This window comes from Streptomyces sp. 35G-GA-8 (assembly GCF_023534745.1).
Classification (GTDB): Bacteria; Actinomycetota; Actinomycetes; order Streptomycetales; family Streptomycetaceae; genus Streptomyces.
This window is the reverse complement of sequence record NZ_JAMHJQ010000019.1, coordinates 53,457-71,069: the sequence shown is the minus strand read 5'-3', so window position 1 is coordinate 71,069 and position 17,613 is coordinate 53,457. Positions and strand designations below refer to the sequence as shown.

Annotated in this window: 3 protein-coding genes; all 3 read left to right on the top strand. The window is 73.1% G+C overall.

What is annotated here, in order from left to right; genetic code table 11:
- The first annotated feature begins 10 nt into the window (after positions 1-10).
- From M1203_RS33375 to M1203_RS33365, 3 genes are read left to right on the top strand one after another with little or no spacing between them, the layout of a single operon-like run.
- Positions 11-1,042 carry a 3-hydroxyacyl-CoA dehydrogenase family protein gene (locus M1203_RS33375; protein ID WP_308404944.1) on the top strand — a complete coding sequence of 344 codons (1,032 nt, stop codon included), beginning with the start codon at positions 11-13 and terminating at the stop codon, positions 1,040-1,042.
- Complete coding sequence (locus M1203_RS33370; RefSeq protein WP_249953592.1) at positions 1,035-8,150, top strand: non-ribosomal peptide synthetase; 7,116 nt, start codon at positions 1,035-1,037, stop codon at positions 8,148-8,150. The genes M1203_RS33375 and M1203_RS33370 overlap by 8 nt, the downstream gene beginning before the upstream one ends.
- Positions 8,147-17,599 carry a non-ribosomal peptide synthetase gene (locus M1203_RS33365; protein ID WP_249953591.1) on the top strand — a complete coding sequence of 3,151 codons (9,453 nt, stop codon included), beginning with the start codon at positions 8,147-8,149 and terminating at the stop codon, positions 17,597-17,599. Before M1203_RS33370 ends, M1203_RS33365 begins: the two co-directional genes overlap by 4 nt.
- Positions 17,600-17,613 lie beyond the last annotated feature (14 nt).

Below are 17,613 nucleotides of genomic sequence, written 5' to 3'. Positions count from 1 at the left end.
ATCCGTAACCGTGCGCGAACGCAAGGACAGTGAGCCGGCCATGACACCCGGCGCGCCCGTGGGTGTCGTCGGTGCCGGAACCATGGGGGTCGGCGTGGCGCAGTGCTTCGCGGAGGCCGGATATCCCGTGGTGGTCGTCGATCCCGATCCGGCGGCCCTCAGCAGCGGCCCGGCCCGCCTCCGCGCGGGGGTGCGGATGGCGAGGCTGTTACGACGGCGCTCCTCGCCGTCGACCGGAGCCGGAGCCGGAGCCGGGCCCGGTGGCGCGGGACCCGGAGCGGGGGCAGGCGCCGGGACACCCGCGCCCTCTTCCCCGTCCCCCTCCCCGTCCCTTGAGGACCGTGTCACCTGGTCGGCGAAACTGCCGGATCTGGCCCCGGCTCTCTTCGTGGTCGAGTGCGCGCGCGAGAAGGTGCCGATCAAGGAGGAGATCCTGCGGCAGCTGGACCAGGTGTGCGGTCCCGACACGGTCTTCGCGTCCTGCACTTCGTGTATCCCGATCACCCGGCTCGGCTCCGTCACCGGCCGTCCCGACCGGGTGATCGGCACCCACTTCATGAACCCGGCCCCCCTCAAGGACTCCGTCGAGGTCATCCGCGCGCCGCGGACCAGCGAGTGGACCGTCCGTCGGACCGTGGACCTCCTCGCGGAACTCGGCAAGCGGGCTCTCGTGGTCCGTGACGCGCCCGGCTTCGTGACGAACCGCGTGCTGATGCTGACCCTCAACGAGGCCGCCGCCGTGCTGGGCGAGGGAACGGCCGACGCCGAGACCGTGGACCGCGTCTTCCAGGACTGCTTCGGCCACCCCATGGGGCCCCTGCGTACGGCGGACCTCATCGGGCTGGACACCGTGGTCGACTCACTCGAAGTGCTGCGCGAGTTCACCGGGGACGAACGTTTCCGGCCGTGCCCCCTGCTGGCCCGCCATGTCGCGGAAGGCAGCGTCGGCCGCAAGTCCGGCCGCGGTTTCTATCAGTACCCGGAGCAGAGGCAGCATCCGGAACACCATCTCGTCTCGCGGGGAGGAGCCAGCCATGGCTGACCAGCAGAGTGCGCGTCACGCAATGTCCGCCGCGGGCCGGGAGGTCTGGCGCGACTCGCCGGCCGACCCCTGGGGGCCGGGCCGGTTCGTCGCGGAGGTCGTGGAGATCCACGGCGTTCTGGACGTCCCGGCGTTCGAGAGGGCGCTGGCCCAGGTCGTCCGGGAGAGCGAGGCGCTGCGCGTGCGGCTGCCGGGGAGCGATCCGGGTACGCAGGGGCCGCCGGCCCTGGAACTCGCCGAGGGCCTGCCGCTTCCCCTGGTCGACCTCAGCACCGACCCCGCCCCGGTCACCGCGGCAGAGGAGTGGGTACGGGCCGAGCTCGCCCGCTCGCCCCGCCCGGCCGGGAACGCGGCGTCGGCGCAGGCGCTGATCCGTCTCTCGGCGCACCGCTTCCACTGGTTCCACCGCCATCACCGCTCGGTGCTCGACGGCTACGGCTGCTCGCTGATCACCCGCCGGGTGGCGGAGGTCTACACCGCACGCGCCGAGGGATGGCCGCCACAGGATTCGGCGTTGGCGTCACCTGCGGTGCTGCTCGCGGAGGAGGCCGAGTACCGCGCGTCGGACGACCGCGGCCGGGATCTCACGTTCTGGCGTGGATATGTCGCGGGCCGCGCCGAGCCGGTGACCCTCGCCGGGGAATCGGCGCCGGGCGCCGTCGACGCCGCTGTCCGGGCTCCGGCCGAGCCCTCGACCCCGGTGGTCCTCAGCACCACCGACACCGACCGGCTGCGCGCGGCGGCCCGCTACAGCGGAACGGCCTCCCGGGCCGTGCTGCTGGCCGCCGTCGGCGCGTACGCGCACCGGCTGAACGGCGCTACGGACCTGTTGCTCGGCCTGCCGGTCGACGGACGGCAGAGCCGGGTCTCCCGGCGCGTGCCGGGCGCGGCCGAGGACATCGCGGCGCTACGGCTGACGGTGCGTCCCGCCATGGGCTTCGGCCAACTCGTCCAGCGGGCGGCCCAGGAGAGCCGCCGCGTCCGCGCCCGCCAGCGGCTGCGGCACGACGAACTGTGCCGGGAGCTGGGAGTGCCGGGCACTCGCCCACAGCTCTACGGGCCCGTTGCCGATATCCGGACCCCCGGCCCGGAGATCCGGTTCGGGGCGCTGATCGCCGTCGCCCGCAGGGTGGACCAGGAACCGGTACACGATCTGCGCGTGGTGGTGGACGAGCAGCCCGGCGAAGGCCGTCCGAGGATCACCTTCCTGGGCGCGCCGGCCCGCTACACCGCCGCCGAACTGACTGCCCACGCCCGGCGTTTCGGGCGTCTGCTGTCCGCCGCCGTGGCCGCCCCCGGCCTGCCCGTGGGCTCCTTCGATCTGCTGGACGCCGGTCTCCGGGCGACCGTACACGGCTGGACGGGGGCGCCGGAGCGGCGCCCCCAGCGGGGCACGCTCACGGAACTGCTGGAGAGCGCGGCGGCCCGGCACCCGGACGAGATCGCCGTCCGGGACCGTACGACGCGGCTCACCTATGGCGAACTCCACGAGCGGGCCAATCGCCTGGCCCATCTGCTCATCCGCCGCGGGGCGGGACCCGAGCAGGTGGTGGGGCTGCTGCTGCCGCGGTCGGCCGAGGCGATCGTCGCGATGCTCGCGGTGCTGAAGACCGGCGCCGCGTATCTGCCGCTCGACCCCGCCTACCCGGCGCGGCGGCTCCGCTTCATGATCGACGACGCACGCCCCCGGTGTGTGGTGACCGACGCCGCCGGCGCGGACCTCGGCATCGACGGCCGGCCGGGAGACGTCGACATACTCGTACTGGACGACGCGAAGACCGCCGACGAGCTGGTGGGCTGCTCGCCGAAGCCGCCCACCGACGCGGACCGCGTGGCGCCCCTGTTGCCCGCGCATCCGGCGTATGTGATCTACACGTCGGGATCCAGCGGGACGCCGAAGGGCGTCGTGGTCGCTCATCGCGGGGTGGTGCCGCTGATCGCCTGGGTGGCCGCCGAGTTCGGCGCGGGGGCCCTCGCCCACACGCTGGCCGCGACCTCGTTCAGCTTCGATGTGTCGGTGGCCGAGATCTTCCCCGCGCTGGCCACCGGCGGCAGTGTCGAGGTGGTCGGCAATCTGCTGTCACTGCTCGACGGTGACCCGCCGCGCTGGTCGGGCGGGCTGCTGTGCGCGATTCCCTCCGTGTTCGCGAAGCTCATGGAGTTCGGCGGCGTCGAACTGTCGGCGAAGACGCTCGCGATGGCCGGGGAGGCGCTTCCCGCCGCCCTCGCCGACCGTGTGGCGCGGACCATGCCCGGCAGCAGACTCCTCAATGTCTACGGACCGACCGAGGCCACCGTGTACGCCACCGCCTGGTCCTCCGACGAGTCCCCGGCCGATGACTCACAGGCCGGCGACTCGGCGGCCGGCGGTGCGCCGCCCATCGGCCGTCCGCTGACGCATGTGCGCGCGTACGTACTCGACGGGGCGCTCCAGCCGGTGGAGCCGGGACGGCGGGGCGAGCTGTATCTGGCGGGTGCCGGGCTGGCCCGCGGCTATCTGCGCAGGCCCGGACTGAGCGCGGAACGCTTCGTGGCCGATCCGTTCGGTCCGCCCGGCAGCCGAATGTACCGGACCGGGGATCTCGCCCTCTGGCGCGAGGACGGACAGCTCCGCTACCTGGGGCGGGCCGACGCACAAGTCAAGATCAGCGGATTCCGGATCGAGCTGGGCGAGCTGGAGACCGTACTCGCCGCTCACCCCGGGGTGAGCGAGGCCATGGCCTCGGTACGGAAGGACGCGGCGGGCGACGCACGGCTCGTCGCCCACGCGGTGCCCGCGGCGGGAGCCGGGCGTCCGGAGCCCGAGGCGCTGCGGGAGTGGGCCGCCGAGCGACTGCCCGCGTATCTGGTCCCGGCGGAGGTACGGCTCGCCGAGTCGCTGCCGCGCACCCCCAGCGGCAAACTCGACCGCGACACCGAACCCGCCATCGCACCGGAGCCCGCCGCCACGGCACCGGCCGTCGAGCCCGCCGCGTCGGCCGGACCCGTCGAGCGGACGAAGCCCGCGGAGCCCGCCGGAGCCCTCGTCCCCGTCGTTCCCGCCCGACCGGCCGCGCCCGTGGCGCCGGAGCCGACGGCCCCGCCGGCGCCTGTGGTGACGCCCGCCGAAACCCGCGTCGAGCAGGTCGCGCGGGTGTTCTCCGAGGTCCTGCGGCAGTCCGAGGTCCCCTTGGACGCCAGCTTCTTCGACCTCGGTGGCGACAGCATCATGTCGATCCAGCTGGTGAGCCGGCTGCGTCAGGTGGGGCTGGTGCTCACCCCGCAGGACATCTTCGAGTACAAGACCGTCAAGGCGCTGGCCGCCGCGGCCCGTGAGACCACGCGTACCAAGTCCGGGGGCGCCGCCTCGGGCGTGGGCGACATACCGCTCACCCCGATCATGCGCTGGCTCCATGACCTGGACGGCCCGGTCGACGGCTTCCACCAGGCCGTACTGCTCCAGGTCCCCGGCGGGGTGCGCGAGGACCGGCTGGTCGCCGCCGTACAGAAGCTCCTCGACCACCATGACGCCCTGCGGTTGCGGCTCGACCGGTCGTCGGCCGAGTGGCGGCTCTCGGTACGGCCCCCTGGCTCGGTGTCCGGCGCGTCATGTGTGCGGCGTGTCGATGTCAGGGGCGTCGATGACCTGGGGCGGTTCCTCACCGACGAGGCCGGCCGGGCGAAGGGCCAACTGGACGTCCAGGCGGGCACGATGGTGCGAATCGTCTGGCTCGACGCGGGCGACGACGTACCGGGCCGGCTGATCTTCATGGCACACCACCTGGCCTGTGACGGGGTGTCATGGCGCATTCTGGTGCCCGATCTGGTCGGGGCGTACCAGGATCTCGAAGCGGGCCGGGTTCCCGCGCTGCGTCCGGTGGAGACCTCGTTGCGGCACTGGAGCCGTGCGCTGTCCGCGCAGGCGCGCGAGGAGCGCCGCACCTCCGAACTCCCCCTGTGGACCGGCATACTGGCCACGCCGGGGCCCCGGCTGGCGAAGCGGCCACTGGACCCGGCCGTGGACACCACGGGGCGCGCGCGTTCCCGTGCGGTGACATACGGCGCCGACCGCGCCCGGCATCTGTTCAGCACGATTCCGGCGGCTTTCCACTGCGAGATCAACGATGTGCTGCTGACGGCGCTCGCGCTGGCGGTGCAGCGCTGTGCCGGTAGTGAGAGCGATGTGGTGATCGATGTGGAGGGGCACGGCCGTGAGCCGGTCGTTCCGGGCGCCGATCTGTCCCGTACGGCGGGCTGGTTCACCAGCATGTATCCGATACGGCTCGCGCCCGGCGCCGTCGGCCCCCAGGACCGGCGTGACTCCCGTCAGGAGCTGGGGCGGGCGCTGCGCCGGGTGAAGGAGCAGTTGCGTGCGATCCCCGACAAGGGCATCGGTTTCGGTCTGCTGCGCTTCCTGAACCCGGAGACCTCGGGCGCCCTGGCCGCCGCCGCGCCGAGGGAGATCGGATTCAACTACTTCGGCCGGTTCCTGCTGCCCGCCGCGTCGGGGGAGGCGGACTGGGGTCCCGCGCCGGAGACGGGCATGAGCGCCGGGGCCGACGCGGACATGCCGCTGGCGCATCCGCTGGAGATCACCGCACTGACCCAGGACACGGCGCGGGGACCCGAACTCGGCGTCAGTTTCACCTGGCCCGACGGCATTCTCGACGAGCGGCTGGTCGAAGAGCTGGCGGACACCTGGTTCGAGATCCTGGACGCGCTGGCCGCGCACGCCGCGGAGCCCGGGGCGGGTGGCCGTACGCCCTCCGACTTCCCGCTGACCAGCCTCAGTCAGGACGAGGTCGAGCGGCTGGAGCGCGACTACCCGGGCCTGGAAGAGATCCTTCCGCTGTCGCCGCTGCAACAGGGGCTGCTGTACCACGTTCTGGTCAGCGGGTTGGGCACCGATACGGAGACGGACGAGGGCGCCCTTGAGGAAGCGGGGGCGGCGGACGAACCGGTCGGCGAACACAGCGTCTACACCGTGCAGGTGTGGCTGGAACTCGTCGGCGATCTGGACCCCGACCGGCTCCGTGCCGCGGGCCGGGCACTGCTGCGGCGTCACACCAACCTGAGCGCCGCCTTCGTCCACCAGGGCCTGGCCGAGCCGGTCCAGGTGTTCGGTGCCGCGGCCGAACTGCCCTGGCGGGAGGAGGATCTGGGCGCGCTCGCGGAGGACGCGCGCGAGTCGGCGATCGACCGCCTGCTCGATCTGGAGCGCAGCCGCAGGTTCACCCCCACCGCTCCACCGATGATGCGGATGATGCTGATCCGGCTGGGCGACAACCGTCATCGGGTCGTCCTGACGACACATCACATCCTGATGGACGGCTGGTCGTTGCCCATCGTGCTGCGGGAGCTGTTCGCTCTCTACCGGGAGGCGGGCGGCGAGGGTTCGGTCACGGCCGGGGACCTTCCGCCGGTGGATCTTCCGGCCACCACCCCTTTCCGGGAGTATCTGTCGTGGCTCGGACGGGTCGACAGCACGGAGGCGGAGGCCGCCTGGCGCGAGGCGCTGGCGGGGCTGACGGCGTCGACCCGGGTCGCGCTGGAAGAGGGTACGGCGGAGCCGATGGCGCCGCGCAATGTCACCGTGCAGTTGAGCGCGGAGACGACCGTGGCCCTGGTCGACATGGCACGCCGGCACGGCGTGACGACCAACACGGTGCTCCAGGCGGGCTGGGGCATTCTGATGGGCCAGGAGACCGGGAACACCGATGTGGTGTTCGGCTCCGTGGTCTCGGGGCGGCCCGCGGAACTCGCCGGTGTGGAAACGATGGTCGGGCTCTTCATCAACACCGTGCCGACGCGGGTGCTGCTGGATCCGGCGGAGTCGCTGGGCGCGCTGCTGGTGAGGCTCCAGCGGGAGCAGGCCGGGCTGCTGCCGTATCACCACATCAGCCTCGGTGAGATCCGCCGGATCACGGATGTGGGGAACCCGTTCGACACCGTGATGGCGTTCGAGAACTACCCGCTCGACACGGAGGAGTTGGCGGAACCCGCGCCGGGTCTGAAACTGGCGCGGGCATACGGGGACGACGCCCCGCACTTCCCGCTGAACCTGGTGGTGTCCGCGCGCGGCGAGCGGCTGCTCCTCCGGTTCGACTACCGTCCGCATCTGATGGAGCGCGAGCGGGTGGAATCGCTCGCCGACCGGTTCGTCCGGCTGCTGACCACGGCGGCGACCGAACCCACCCGGAGCGTCGGCGGTTTCATGGCGGGTGGCGAGAGCGCCGGCGAGTCCGCCGGGGGCACCGAGGCGGCGGCCGAGGTGCTGCTCGCGGGCACACAGCGGGACCCGGGGAGCGGTATCGGCGTCCTGCTGCCGCTGCGCGAGTCCGGTGGGCGTCCGCCCCTGTTCTGCGTCCACCCGGCGGCGGGGATCGCCTGGTCCTACGCCGGGCTCACCGGACCGCTGGGTACGGACCAGCCGGTGTACGGCCTCCAGGCGCGAGGACTTGACGGCGAGGAGGTGCTGCCCGCGTCCCTCCAGGAGATGGCGGCGGACTATGTGGATCACATCCGCTCCGTGCAGCCCACCGGCCCGTACCAGCTGCTGGGCTGGTCGTTCGGCGGGCTGGTGGCCCATGAGATGGCGGTACAGCTCCAGTTGAGCGGCGAGAGCGTCGGACTGCTGGCCGTTCTGGACGCCTTTCCCGCGGACCGGGCCAAGGACAGCGCGGGCGGGCCCACGGCGCGGGTGACCGGCGGGGATGTGCTGGCGATGGTGCTGGAGTTCTTCGGGTACGACCCCGCCGGCTGGGCGGGCGAGTCGCTGACCTATCCGCGGTTCGTGGAGATCGCCCGCGAACAGACGGGGCTGCTCGCCTCGTTCGACGAGCAGCGGGTCGCGGCCGTCGCCCGGATCTTCGCCAACAACTCTGCCCTCTCGTACGCCCACAAGCCGGGCCGGTTCACCGGCGACCCACTGATCTTCACCGCCCGGGAGACCTCACCGGACGTCGCCCGTGACCTGTGGCGCCCGCTGGTGGACGCCGGCGGGATGGAGATACTGCCCATCGACTGCACCCACGGTGAGCTGGGGCGGCCCGGCCCGCTGGGCGAAGTCGCCCAGGTGCTCTCCCAGCGGCTGAAGGCCCGTCCGGCCACACCGGGGAATGTCGTATGAGGCAGGGTACGGAGCCGGGGAACACTGCGGACCGCCCCGGCTCCGTCCCACTTTCGACCGCGCAGTACGGGATATGGCTGGGGCAGCAGTTCGCCCCGCCGGCCCGGTACCACGTGGCGGCGGGTTTCGAGGTGTCAGGGACTCTGGACCCCGGGCTCTTCGAGACGGCCTTCCGGCTCACGGTGGCGGAGGCGGAGCCACTGCGGGCCCGGTTTCCCGCCGGGGAGGGCGAGGAGCCCCGGCAGCGGGTCGGGCCGCTGCCGCCGTGGCGTGTGCCTGTGGTGGATCTGCGACAGGAGCGGTTCCCGATGGCCGCGGCGGTGGAGTGGATGCGGGCCGACGCGGCACGCCCGTTCGACCTCGCGGCGGGGCCGTTGTTCCGTACGGCGTTCATCCGGCTCTCGGACGGGCGGGTGTGCTGGTATCTGCTCTGTCATCACCTGGTGATGGACGGTCTGGGCGGCGCGCTCTTCGCCCGGCGCCTCGGCGATGTCTACGCGGCCCTGGAGCGCGGGGAGGACCCTGAGCCCGGCCCCCGGGTCCCGCTGGAGGCGCTGCTGCGGGCGGAGGCCGACTACCGGGCCTCACCGGAGTTCGGCGCCGACCGTGCTTATTGGACCGACAGGATGGCCGACCCGCGCCCCGTGTCCGCCCGGGCGGTGGACGCGGTGGATACGGGTGAGGCCCTGAGCGGGGTGGCGGCGCGCGGCGTCGCCCGGCTTCCCGGGCAGGGGCTGGCCGAACTGCGGCTGCTGGCCCGGCGGCTGGGGGTCCGGTGGCCGGTGGTGGCCACGGCCTCGGCGGCCCTGCTGGCCCACGCGCGCGCCGGAGCGGGCGCCGGCGAGGAGGTGGTGCTGGGGCTGCCGGTCGCCGGCCGTACGGGCGCCGTGGCCCGCGCGGTGGGCGGCATGACCTCGAACGTACTGCCGTTGCGGGTGCCGGTGCGCGTGGACCGGCCCGGGGCCGAGCTGGTGCGTGCCGTGGACGCCGAGATGACATCCGCACTCGCCCATCAGCACTACCGTGCAGAGGATCTGCACCGGGATCTGGGCCTGACCGGCACCGGGCAGGCGCTGTACGGGCTCGCCGTGAACGTGATGCCCTTCAGTTTCGGACGGCGGTTCGCGGGCCGGCCGATGACGATGCACCATCTCGCCGTCGGCCCGGTGGAGGATCTGTCCGTCACCGTCCACCCGGAGACGGGGCGCTCCGGTCTGCGCGTCGACCTCTACGCCGACCCGGCCCGCTACGGCCCGCGCGAGGCCGCCGCCGAGGCGCGCAGGTTCGTCCGGCTGCTGACCGGCCTGCTCGCCGAACCCGACCGCCCGGTAGGGGAGTTGGGACTTCTGTCGGCCGGGGAGCGACGGCGGACGGTGCCCCGTGCCGGCACCCCACCACTGCGGTCCGCCGCCACACTGCCGAGGCTGGTGGAGCGCTGGGCCGCGCGGACCCCGGGGGCCCCGGCGGTCACCTGCGGGCCGGACCTCCTGTCGTACGGCGAGCTCAACGCCCGTGCCAACCGGCTGGCCGGGGCGCTGATCCGGCGCGGCGCCGGCCCCGGGAACACGGTCGCCGTCCTGCTGCCCCGCTCGGTCGAACTGATCACGGCGATCCTCGCGGTGACCAAGACGGGTGCGGCGTATGTCCCCATCGACCCCGCCTGGCCCGCCGACCGCGTCGGCACGATCATGGCGGACGCGCGGCCCGTGTGTGTGGTCACTCCGGACGATCCGGCCGGGCCTCTGGACGAGTTCTCGTCCGCCGATCCGGTGGACGCGGACCGAACGGGGCCGCTGACGCCCGGCCACGCCGCCTACGTCATCTACACCTCGGGCTCCACCGGCCGGCCCAAGGGCGTGGTGGTGGAGCACCACAGCGCCGTGTCGCTGCTGGAAGGCGCCGCGGCCGACTTCGGGTTCCACGCCGGTGACGTGTGGACGATGTTCCACTCCTGCGCCTTCGACTTCTCCGTGTGGGAGATGTGGGGCGCCCTGGCGCACGGCGGGCGGCTGGTCGTCGTTCCCCATGAGGTGAGCCGGTCGCCCCGGGAGTTCCTGGGCCTGCTCGCCCGGGAGCGGGTGACGGTGCTGAACCAGACGCCGTCCGCCTTCCACGCGCTGGCGGCGGCCGACGGCGAGGAGCCGGACCGGGGGCGGGACCTGACACTGCGCTGGGTGATCCTCGGTGGTGAGGCGCTGCGGCCCGCACGGCTGCGGTCCTGGTTCCGGCGGCGCGGTGACGCCTCTCCGGTCCTGGTCAATATGTATGGCATCACCGAGATCACGGTTCACGCCACCCGGCTCGATCTGGCCGCCCGTCACGGCGGTGAACAGGGCAGCCCGGTCGGGACATCGCTGCCGGGAACCCGCCTCTACGTACTGGACGGCCGGCTGCGTCCGGTCCCGCCCGGGACGGCGGGGGAGCTGTATGTGGCGGGCCCCGGGGTGGCCAGGGGGTATCTCGACCGGCCCGGCCTGACCTCGGCGCGCTTCGTCGCCGACCCCTACGGCCCGCCGGGATCGCGGCTGTACCGTTCGGGTGACCTCGTACGGTGGCGGCCGGACGGTGGCCTGGAGTACCTCGGCAGGTCCGACGACCAGATCAAGGTCCGCGGCTTCCGTATCGAGCCCGCCGAGATCGAGAGCGCGCTGCTGGGCATCTCCGGGGTCGCGCAGGCGGTCGTGACCGCCGTACCGGACGACGCCCAAGACGGCCCCGGTGGCGACGGCGGTGACGCACGGCTGGTGGGCTACGTGGTTCCCGCGCGCGAGGGGACGGCGGCGGTGGGCGATCCCGGCCCCTTCACCGCGCGTCTGCGGGAACACCTGCGGGAGCGGCTGCCCGGCCATCTGGTCCCCGCGCTGTTCGTGGTCCTGGAGTCGTTGCCCCTCACCGCCAACGGCAAGCTGGACCGGAAGGCCCTGCCCGCTCCCGTCCCGGCGGCGCCGGTACGTGCCGCGGGCTCGCCCGGCACCCATCAGGAACGGCGGCTCGCCTCCCTGTACGCGGAGCTTCTCGGTACGGGGCGGGTCGGGCCCGAGGAGAGTTTCTTCGATCTCGGTGGCGACAGTCTCCGCGCGACGCGGCTGGTCAGCGCCGTGCGCGAGCGATTCCGGGTGGAGGTGGACGTACGGGACGTGTTCGCGCGTCCGACGGTGGCGGAACTCGCCGCCCACCTGTGGCGGCACACTCCGGACGTCGCCCTGGACACGGCCACGGACACGGACACGGCCACGGACAGGGGCGGTACCCGCGGCGTCGAAGGGGCCGAGGACACCGAGGCATCGGACGGCCGTCCCGAGCACATGCCGCTCTCCTTCGCGCAACGGCGGTTGTGGTTCCTGCACTCGCTCACCGGGCCCGACAGCGCGTACAACGTGCCCTTGGTCATGCGGTTGACCGGCGAGGCCGACGAGGAAGCGCTGCGGGCGGCGCTCGTTGATCTGACGGAGCGTCATGAGACGCTGCGCACCGTCGTCCAGGAGGCGGCCGGCCGGCCGGTCCAGCGGATCCTGCCGCCGGCGGACGCCGGCTCCGCGCTCACCGTCACCCGGACCGGCCCGGGGGAGCTGGCGGAGGCACTGGCGACGAGTGCCCGGTACGCCTTCCGGCTGGATGCCGAATGCCCGCTGCGGGCCGAGCTGTTCCTCACCGGCTCCGGCGAAGGGTCCGGCGAAGGCTCCGGCAAAGGCTCCGATGAACAGGTGCTTCTGCTTCTGCTGCACCACATCGCCTGCGACCACGCCTCCCTCGCCCCGCTGCTGGCCGACTTCCGTACGGCCTACACAGCCCGCCTGCGGGGCCTGGCGCCCGACTGGGCGCCCCTGCCGGTGCGGTACGCGGACTTCACCCTGTGGCAGCGCCGGGCACTGGGTACGGACGGCGAGCCCACGCCTCTGGCGCGGCGCGGGCTCACCCACTGGACCCGCGTACTCGACGGACTGCCGGAACGGATCGAGCTGCCCGCCGACCGGACGGCCGGGACGGCGGGCGAGGAGGCGGTGGACGCCGGGGACACCGTGACGTTCCGCGTGCCCGCACCGGTGCACCGCGGGCTCGCGGAGCTGGCCGCCACCGAGCGCGCCAGTGTGTTCATGGTGGTGCACGCCGGGCTGGCGGCGCTGCTCACCCGGCTCGGTGCCGGTACGGACATCCCCGTGGGGACAGCGGTCTCGGAGCGCGCCGACGCGCGCTGGGACGGGATCGTCGGATTCTTCGTGAACACACTGGTGCTGCGCACCGACACCTCCGACGCGTTGGGCACGCTGACGTTCCGTCAGTTGCTCGGGCGGGTCCGGGACGCCGATCTGGCCGCCTTCGCCCATCAGGACACCCCCTTCGACCACGTGGTGGAGGCGCTCGCGCCGCACCGCTCCGCGAGCGGGCAGGCGCTGTTCCGGGTGATGCTGGTCGTCACCCCGGCGCCGCCGCGGCGGCTCCAACTCCCCGGACTGTCGGCCGAGATTGACACGGTCGGCACCGGAGCCGCCAAGTTCGACCTCTCCCTGAGTCTGTACGAACACCGCGGCCCGGACGGCGCCTGCCTGGGCATGGACGGGGTGCTGGACTACCGGACCGGACTGTTCGACCGGGCGACCGCACAGGCGATCAGCGACCGCTTCGCGCGTCTGCTGGAGGGCGTCTCCGCCGGTCCCGACCTCCCCGTGCACCTGATCGACATCCTGGCCGGCGGGGAGCGCGATCGGCTGCTCACCACCTGGGGCACCTCGCCCGTACCCGCGCGGCTCACGCATGACACCGTGCCCGCGAGATTCGCCGAGCAGGCACGTCGCGCGCCCGACGCCCCGGCGGTCCGGGCCTCGGGACAGGTGCTGACCTACGCGGAGTTGGACGCCCGGTCCGACCGGCTGGCCGTACGGCTGGCCGGGTTCGGCGTCGGGGCCGAGACCCCGGTCGCGGTGCTGATGGAGCGGGGCGCGGATTTCGTGGTGGCCGTGCTGGCGGTCCTCAAGTGCGGTGGCGCGTATGTGCCGTTGGACTCGCGGTCGCCGCGCGCACGACGGGAGCGGGTGATGGCGGAGTCGGGTGCACGGGTGGTGATCACGGGCGAGGGCACACCCCTCGATGTCGTGCCCCCCGACGACGCGTTCCCGGGTGGCGGGCCCGCCGGCGGTCCGCGGATCGTCGACGTACGGGACACCGCTCCGGCCGCCGCCGATCCACGACCGACGCTTCCGGTGGGCGGCACCACGAGTCCGGCGGGTCTGGCCCAGGTCATCTACACCTCCGGCTCGACCGGGGTGCCCAAGGGCGTGGCCGTCACCCATGGCGATGTGCTCGCCCTCGCCCTCGACAGGTGCTGGCAAGGCAGCCGGCCGCAGCGCGTCCTGATGCACTCGCCGCTCTCTTTCGACGCGTCGACCCTGGAAACGTGGGTCCCGCTGCTGAACGGCGGGGAGGTGGTGATCGCCCCGCCCGGCGAACTGGACCTGGCGACGCTGGAGCGCCTGATCACGGGCACGGGGATCACCACGCTGTGGCTCACCGCCGGTCTCTTCCACCTCGTCGCCGAGGAGAACCCCGGGTGTCTGCGTGAGCTGGACACGGTGTGGACCGGGGGAGACGTGGTGGCGCCGCGCGCCGTGAGCGCGGTGCGCCGGCACTGCCCCTCCACCCTCGTGGTGAACGGCTACGGGCCGGCGGAGGCGACGACGTTCGCGACCCGGCACCCGATCACCGGCCCCGCCCCCGCCGGTCCCGAGGACCGGACCCACCGGTCGGGGGTCCCGATCGGACGCCCGCTGGACGGCGTCCGCGTCCATGTGCTCGACGACTTCCTGCGGCCTGTGCCCGCGGGTGTGACGGGTGAGCTGTATCTCGCGGGTGCGGGTGTCGTACGGGGTTATCTGAACCGTCCAGGACTCACGGCCGAGCGGTTCGTGGCCGACCCGTTCGGCCCGCCCGGGACGCGGATGTACCGTACGGGCGATCGCGCCCGGTGGCTGCCCGACGGCGTGCTGGCGTTCGCGGGCCGTGTCGACGGCCAGGTGAAGCTGCGCGGATTCCGTATCGAGACCGATGAGGTCGCCGCCGTACTGACCGGACACGGCGGGATCGGCCAGGCGGCGGTGGTCGTACGGGAGGACCGGCCCGGCGACCGGCGGCTGGTGGCGTATGTGGTCCCGGAGGAGGGCCGGAGAGTTGATGAGGCGGCGGTGCGGGAGTACGTGGCCGGTGTGCTGCCCGAGTACATGGTGCCGGGGACACTCGTCCTCCTGGACCGGCTGCCACTGACCCGCCACCACAAACTCGACCGGGCCGCACTCCCCGCACCGCCCCGGCCCGTGCCGCGTTCCGCGGCGCCGCGAACCGCGCGTGAACGGGTGCTGTGCGGCATTGTCGCGGAGCTGCTCGGTGAGGAGTCGGTGGGCGTCGATGACGGCTTCTTCCGCCTCGGCGGCGACAGCATCATGGCCATTCAGCTGGTCAGCCGGGCCCGCGACGCCGGTCTGCGGATCACCGTGCGCGATGTCTTCCGCTACCCCAGCATGTCCCAACTGGCCGAGAGAGCAGAGGTGTTCGAGGCGGGTGCCGCCCCGGTGCCGTCGGGGGAGGGCGACGGAAGCGGTGAGCTCCCGCTGACTCCCATCATGCGCTGGTGGCGCGATCAGCCGGGTGACGATCCGGCCGCCTTCAGCCAGTGCGTCACGCTGCGGACCCCGCCGGGCCTGACCCGCGGGCAACTGGCCGACTCCCTCCAGGCTCTGCTGGACCACCACGCGGCACTGCGGCTGCGACTGCGCATGGGCCCCGGCGGTCCGGCCGAACCGGACGGCACGGGCGGCGACAACCGGCCCAATGGCGCGGGTGACGCGGATCGTTCGGCCGATACGGCGGACTGGGCACTGGAGGCCCTTCCGCCCGGAACCGTCCGCGCGGAGGACCGGATACGCCGGGTCGACGCCGTCGACGACTGGGCTCGGCTGCCCGTACTCCTCTCCGACGCGGCCCGCGCGGCCCGGGACGGCCTGGATCCCGCCGTGGGAGGGATGGTGTCGGCGGTGTTCCTCGACGGCGGGCCACTCCGGCCGGGCCGACTGGTCCTCGTCGTACATCATCTGGCCGTCGACGGGGTCTCCTGGCGCATTCTGCTGCCGGACCTGGCCGCCGCTCACCGGGCCATTGCCGACGGCCGCCCTCCCGTACTGCCCTCCGTCGGGACCTCGTTCCGCGACTGGGCCGGATATCTCGCCGGGCAGGGCGAAACCGGTGCGCGGCAGGGCGAGTTGGCCCTGTGGAAAGAGGCACTGTCCGGGGGAGACGCGCTGACGGACGCCCCGGAGGAAGTGACGACAGGAGCGACGCGGCGGTTCGCGGCGACGCTGCCGCCGGAGCGCACCCGCCCCTTGCTGACAGAAGTGGGCGCGGCCTTCCGGTGCGGTGTGGAGCCCGTACTGCTCACCGGGCTGGCCCTCGCCATGGAGGAGTGGCGCCGCCGCCGGGGCCGCGCGCCCGGCGGGGACTCCCGTGGTGTGGTCGTCGAGCTGGAGTCCCACGGACGTCCGGAACTGCCCGAGCTGGATCTGTCGCGGACAGTGGGCTGGTTCACCAGCATGTTCCCGGTCCGGCTGGAGAACACCGGATGTGTCTGGACGGATGTGTGGACCGCGGGCCCGGCGCTCGGCCGGGCCCTGAAGCGGGTCAAGGAGAGATTGCGGGCCGTGCCCGACCTGGGTATCGGTTACGGCGTACTGCGTCATCTCGACCCGGTGGCGGCGCCGGAGCTGTCCGCCCTGGGGGCGCCCCGGGCCGGGTTCAACTACCTGGGCCGGATCGCCGCGGAGGGCCGTGAGGACTGGGACATCACCGCCGAGTTCACCACGCTGCCCGACACGGACGGGACACTCGCGCCGCCCGGTGGACATGTCCTCGGCCTCGACGCGGTGACCGTCGACGGTCCGGCCGGACCGCGGCTGAACGCCGCGTGGTCCTGGGCCGGGACGACGTTCACGGAGGAGGAGATCCGGGAACTGGCCTCGCTGTGGTTCACCGCGCTCGACGCGTTGGTCGTGCACGCCAGAACCCCGGGGGCGGGCGGACACAGCCCGTCCGATCTGCCCCTGGTCCCGCTCCAGCAGACGGAGATCGACCACCTGGAGTCGGCCTACCCCGGTCTCGTGGACGTCCTGCCGCTGACGCCGCTCCAACAGGGACTGCTCTTCCACTCGCTCTACGCCCCGGACAGTCCTGATGTCTATCAGGCGCAACTCGTCCTGCGTCTACGGGGCGAGATGGACGGGGAGGCGCTGCGCGCGGCGGCGTCGGGGCTGCTGGAGCGGCACCCCAATCTGCGGGCGGCGTTCGTCCATCACGAGCTGCCCCGTCCGGTCCAGGTGCTGCCGGGCACACTCGCACCGGAGTGGCGTGAGCTGGATCTCGGGGTGGTGTCGGCCGGGCGCCGCGAGCGTGTCTTCGACCGGCTCGCGGCCGCCGATCTGCGCCGGCGCTTCGAGCTGGACCGGCCGCCGCTGCTGCGCTTCACGCTGTTCGCGTGGGGTCCGGACGAGCACCGGCTGGTACTGACGCACCATCATCTGATCCTGGACGGGTGGTCGGTGTCCTTGCTGGTCGGTGAGTTGTTCGCGCTGTACGCCGAGGGGGGCGCCCCCGGTGCGCTGCCCGCCGTGACGCCCTACCGCGAGCATCTGTCCGCGCTGGCGGCCCAGGACGGTGACGCGGCCAGGGACGCCTGGCGGGCCGCTCTCGCCGGCGCGCGGGCGCCGTCGCTCCTCCAGGAGACCGACGGCGGGACCGTTGTCCGTGGTGGCGCCGTGCCCGTACGGTCCGTGGAGTTCACCCTGCCCGAGGCGCTGACCGCGGCGTTGCGCGACCTGAGCGTGCACGGTCTCACGCTCAACACCGTCGTCCAGGGCGCCTGGGCGCTCCTGCTCGCCCGGCACGGCGGCGCCCGGGACGTGGTGTTCGGCACCACCGTCTCGGGCCGCAGGCCCGAGATCGCCGGGATGGAATCGATGATCGGACTGTTCATCAACACCGTGCCGGTACGTCTGCGGATCGACCCCGCGGAGACCGTGCTGAACCTGCTGGCGCGTTTCCAGGACGAGCAGGCCGCGCTCCTGCCGCACCAGCATCTGGGGCTGGGAGACATCCAGCGGTTGGTCGGCCGACGTGAACTGTTCGACACGCACGTCGTCTTCGAGAACTACCCGCTCGACCGTGTGAGCCTGGCACGCGCCACCCCGGGCCTGCGGCTCGTCCACAGCGAGGGGCGCGACGCCACGCACTACCCGCTGACGCTGGCGGCGTTCGCCGGCGACGGCCCGCTGACGCTGCGGCTCGGCCACCGCCCGGACGCGGTGGAGCGTCCCCGGGCCGAGCGGATGGCCACGGAGCTGGAACGTCTGCTGGGGGCGATCGCCGCGGCGCCCGACGACGCGGTGGCCGGCCTGCTCAGCCCCGAACCGTGAGCCGTGAGCGCCCC

Excerpts from the sequence above, each read along its gene's own strand:
- M1203_RS33365 (WP_249953591.1), top strand. The coding sequence starts at position 8,147 with ATGAGGCAGGGTACGGAGCCGGGGAACACTGCGGACCGCCCCGGCTCC.
- M1203_RS33370 (WP_249953592.1), top strand. The coding sequence starts at position 1,035 with ATGGCTGACCAGCAGAGTGCGCGTCACGCAATGTCCGCCGCGGGCCGG.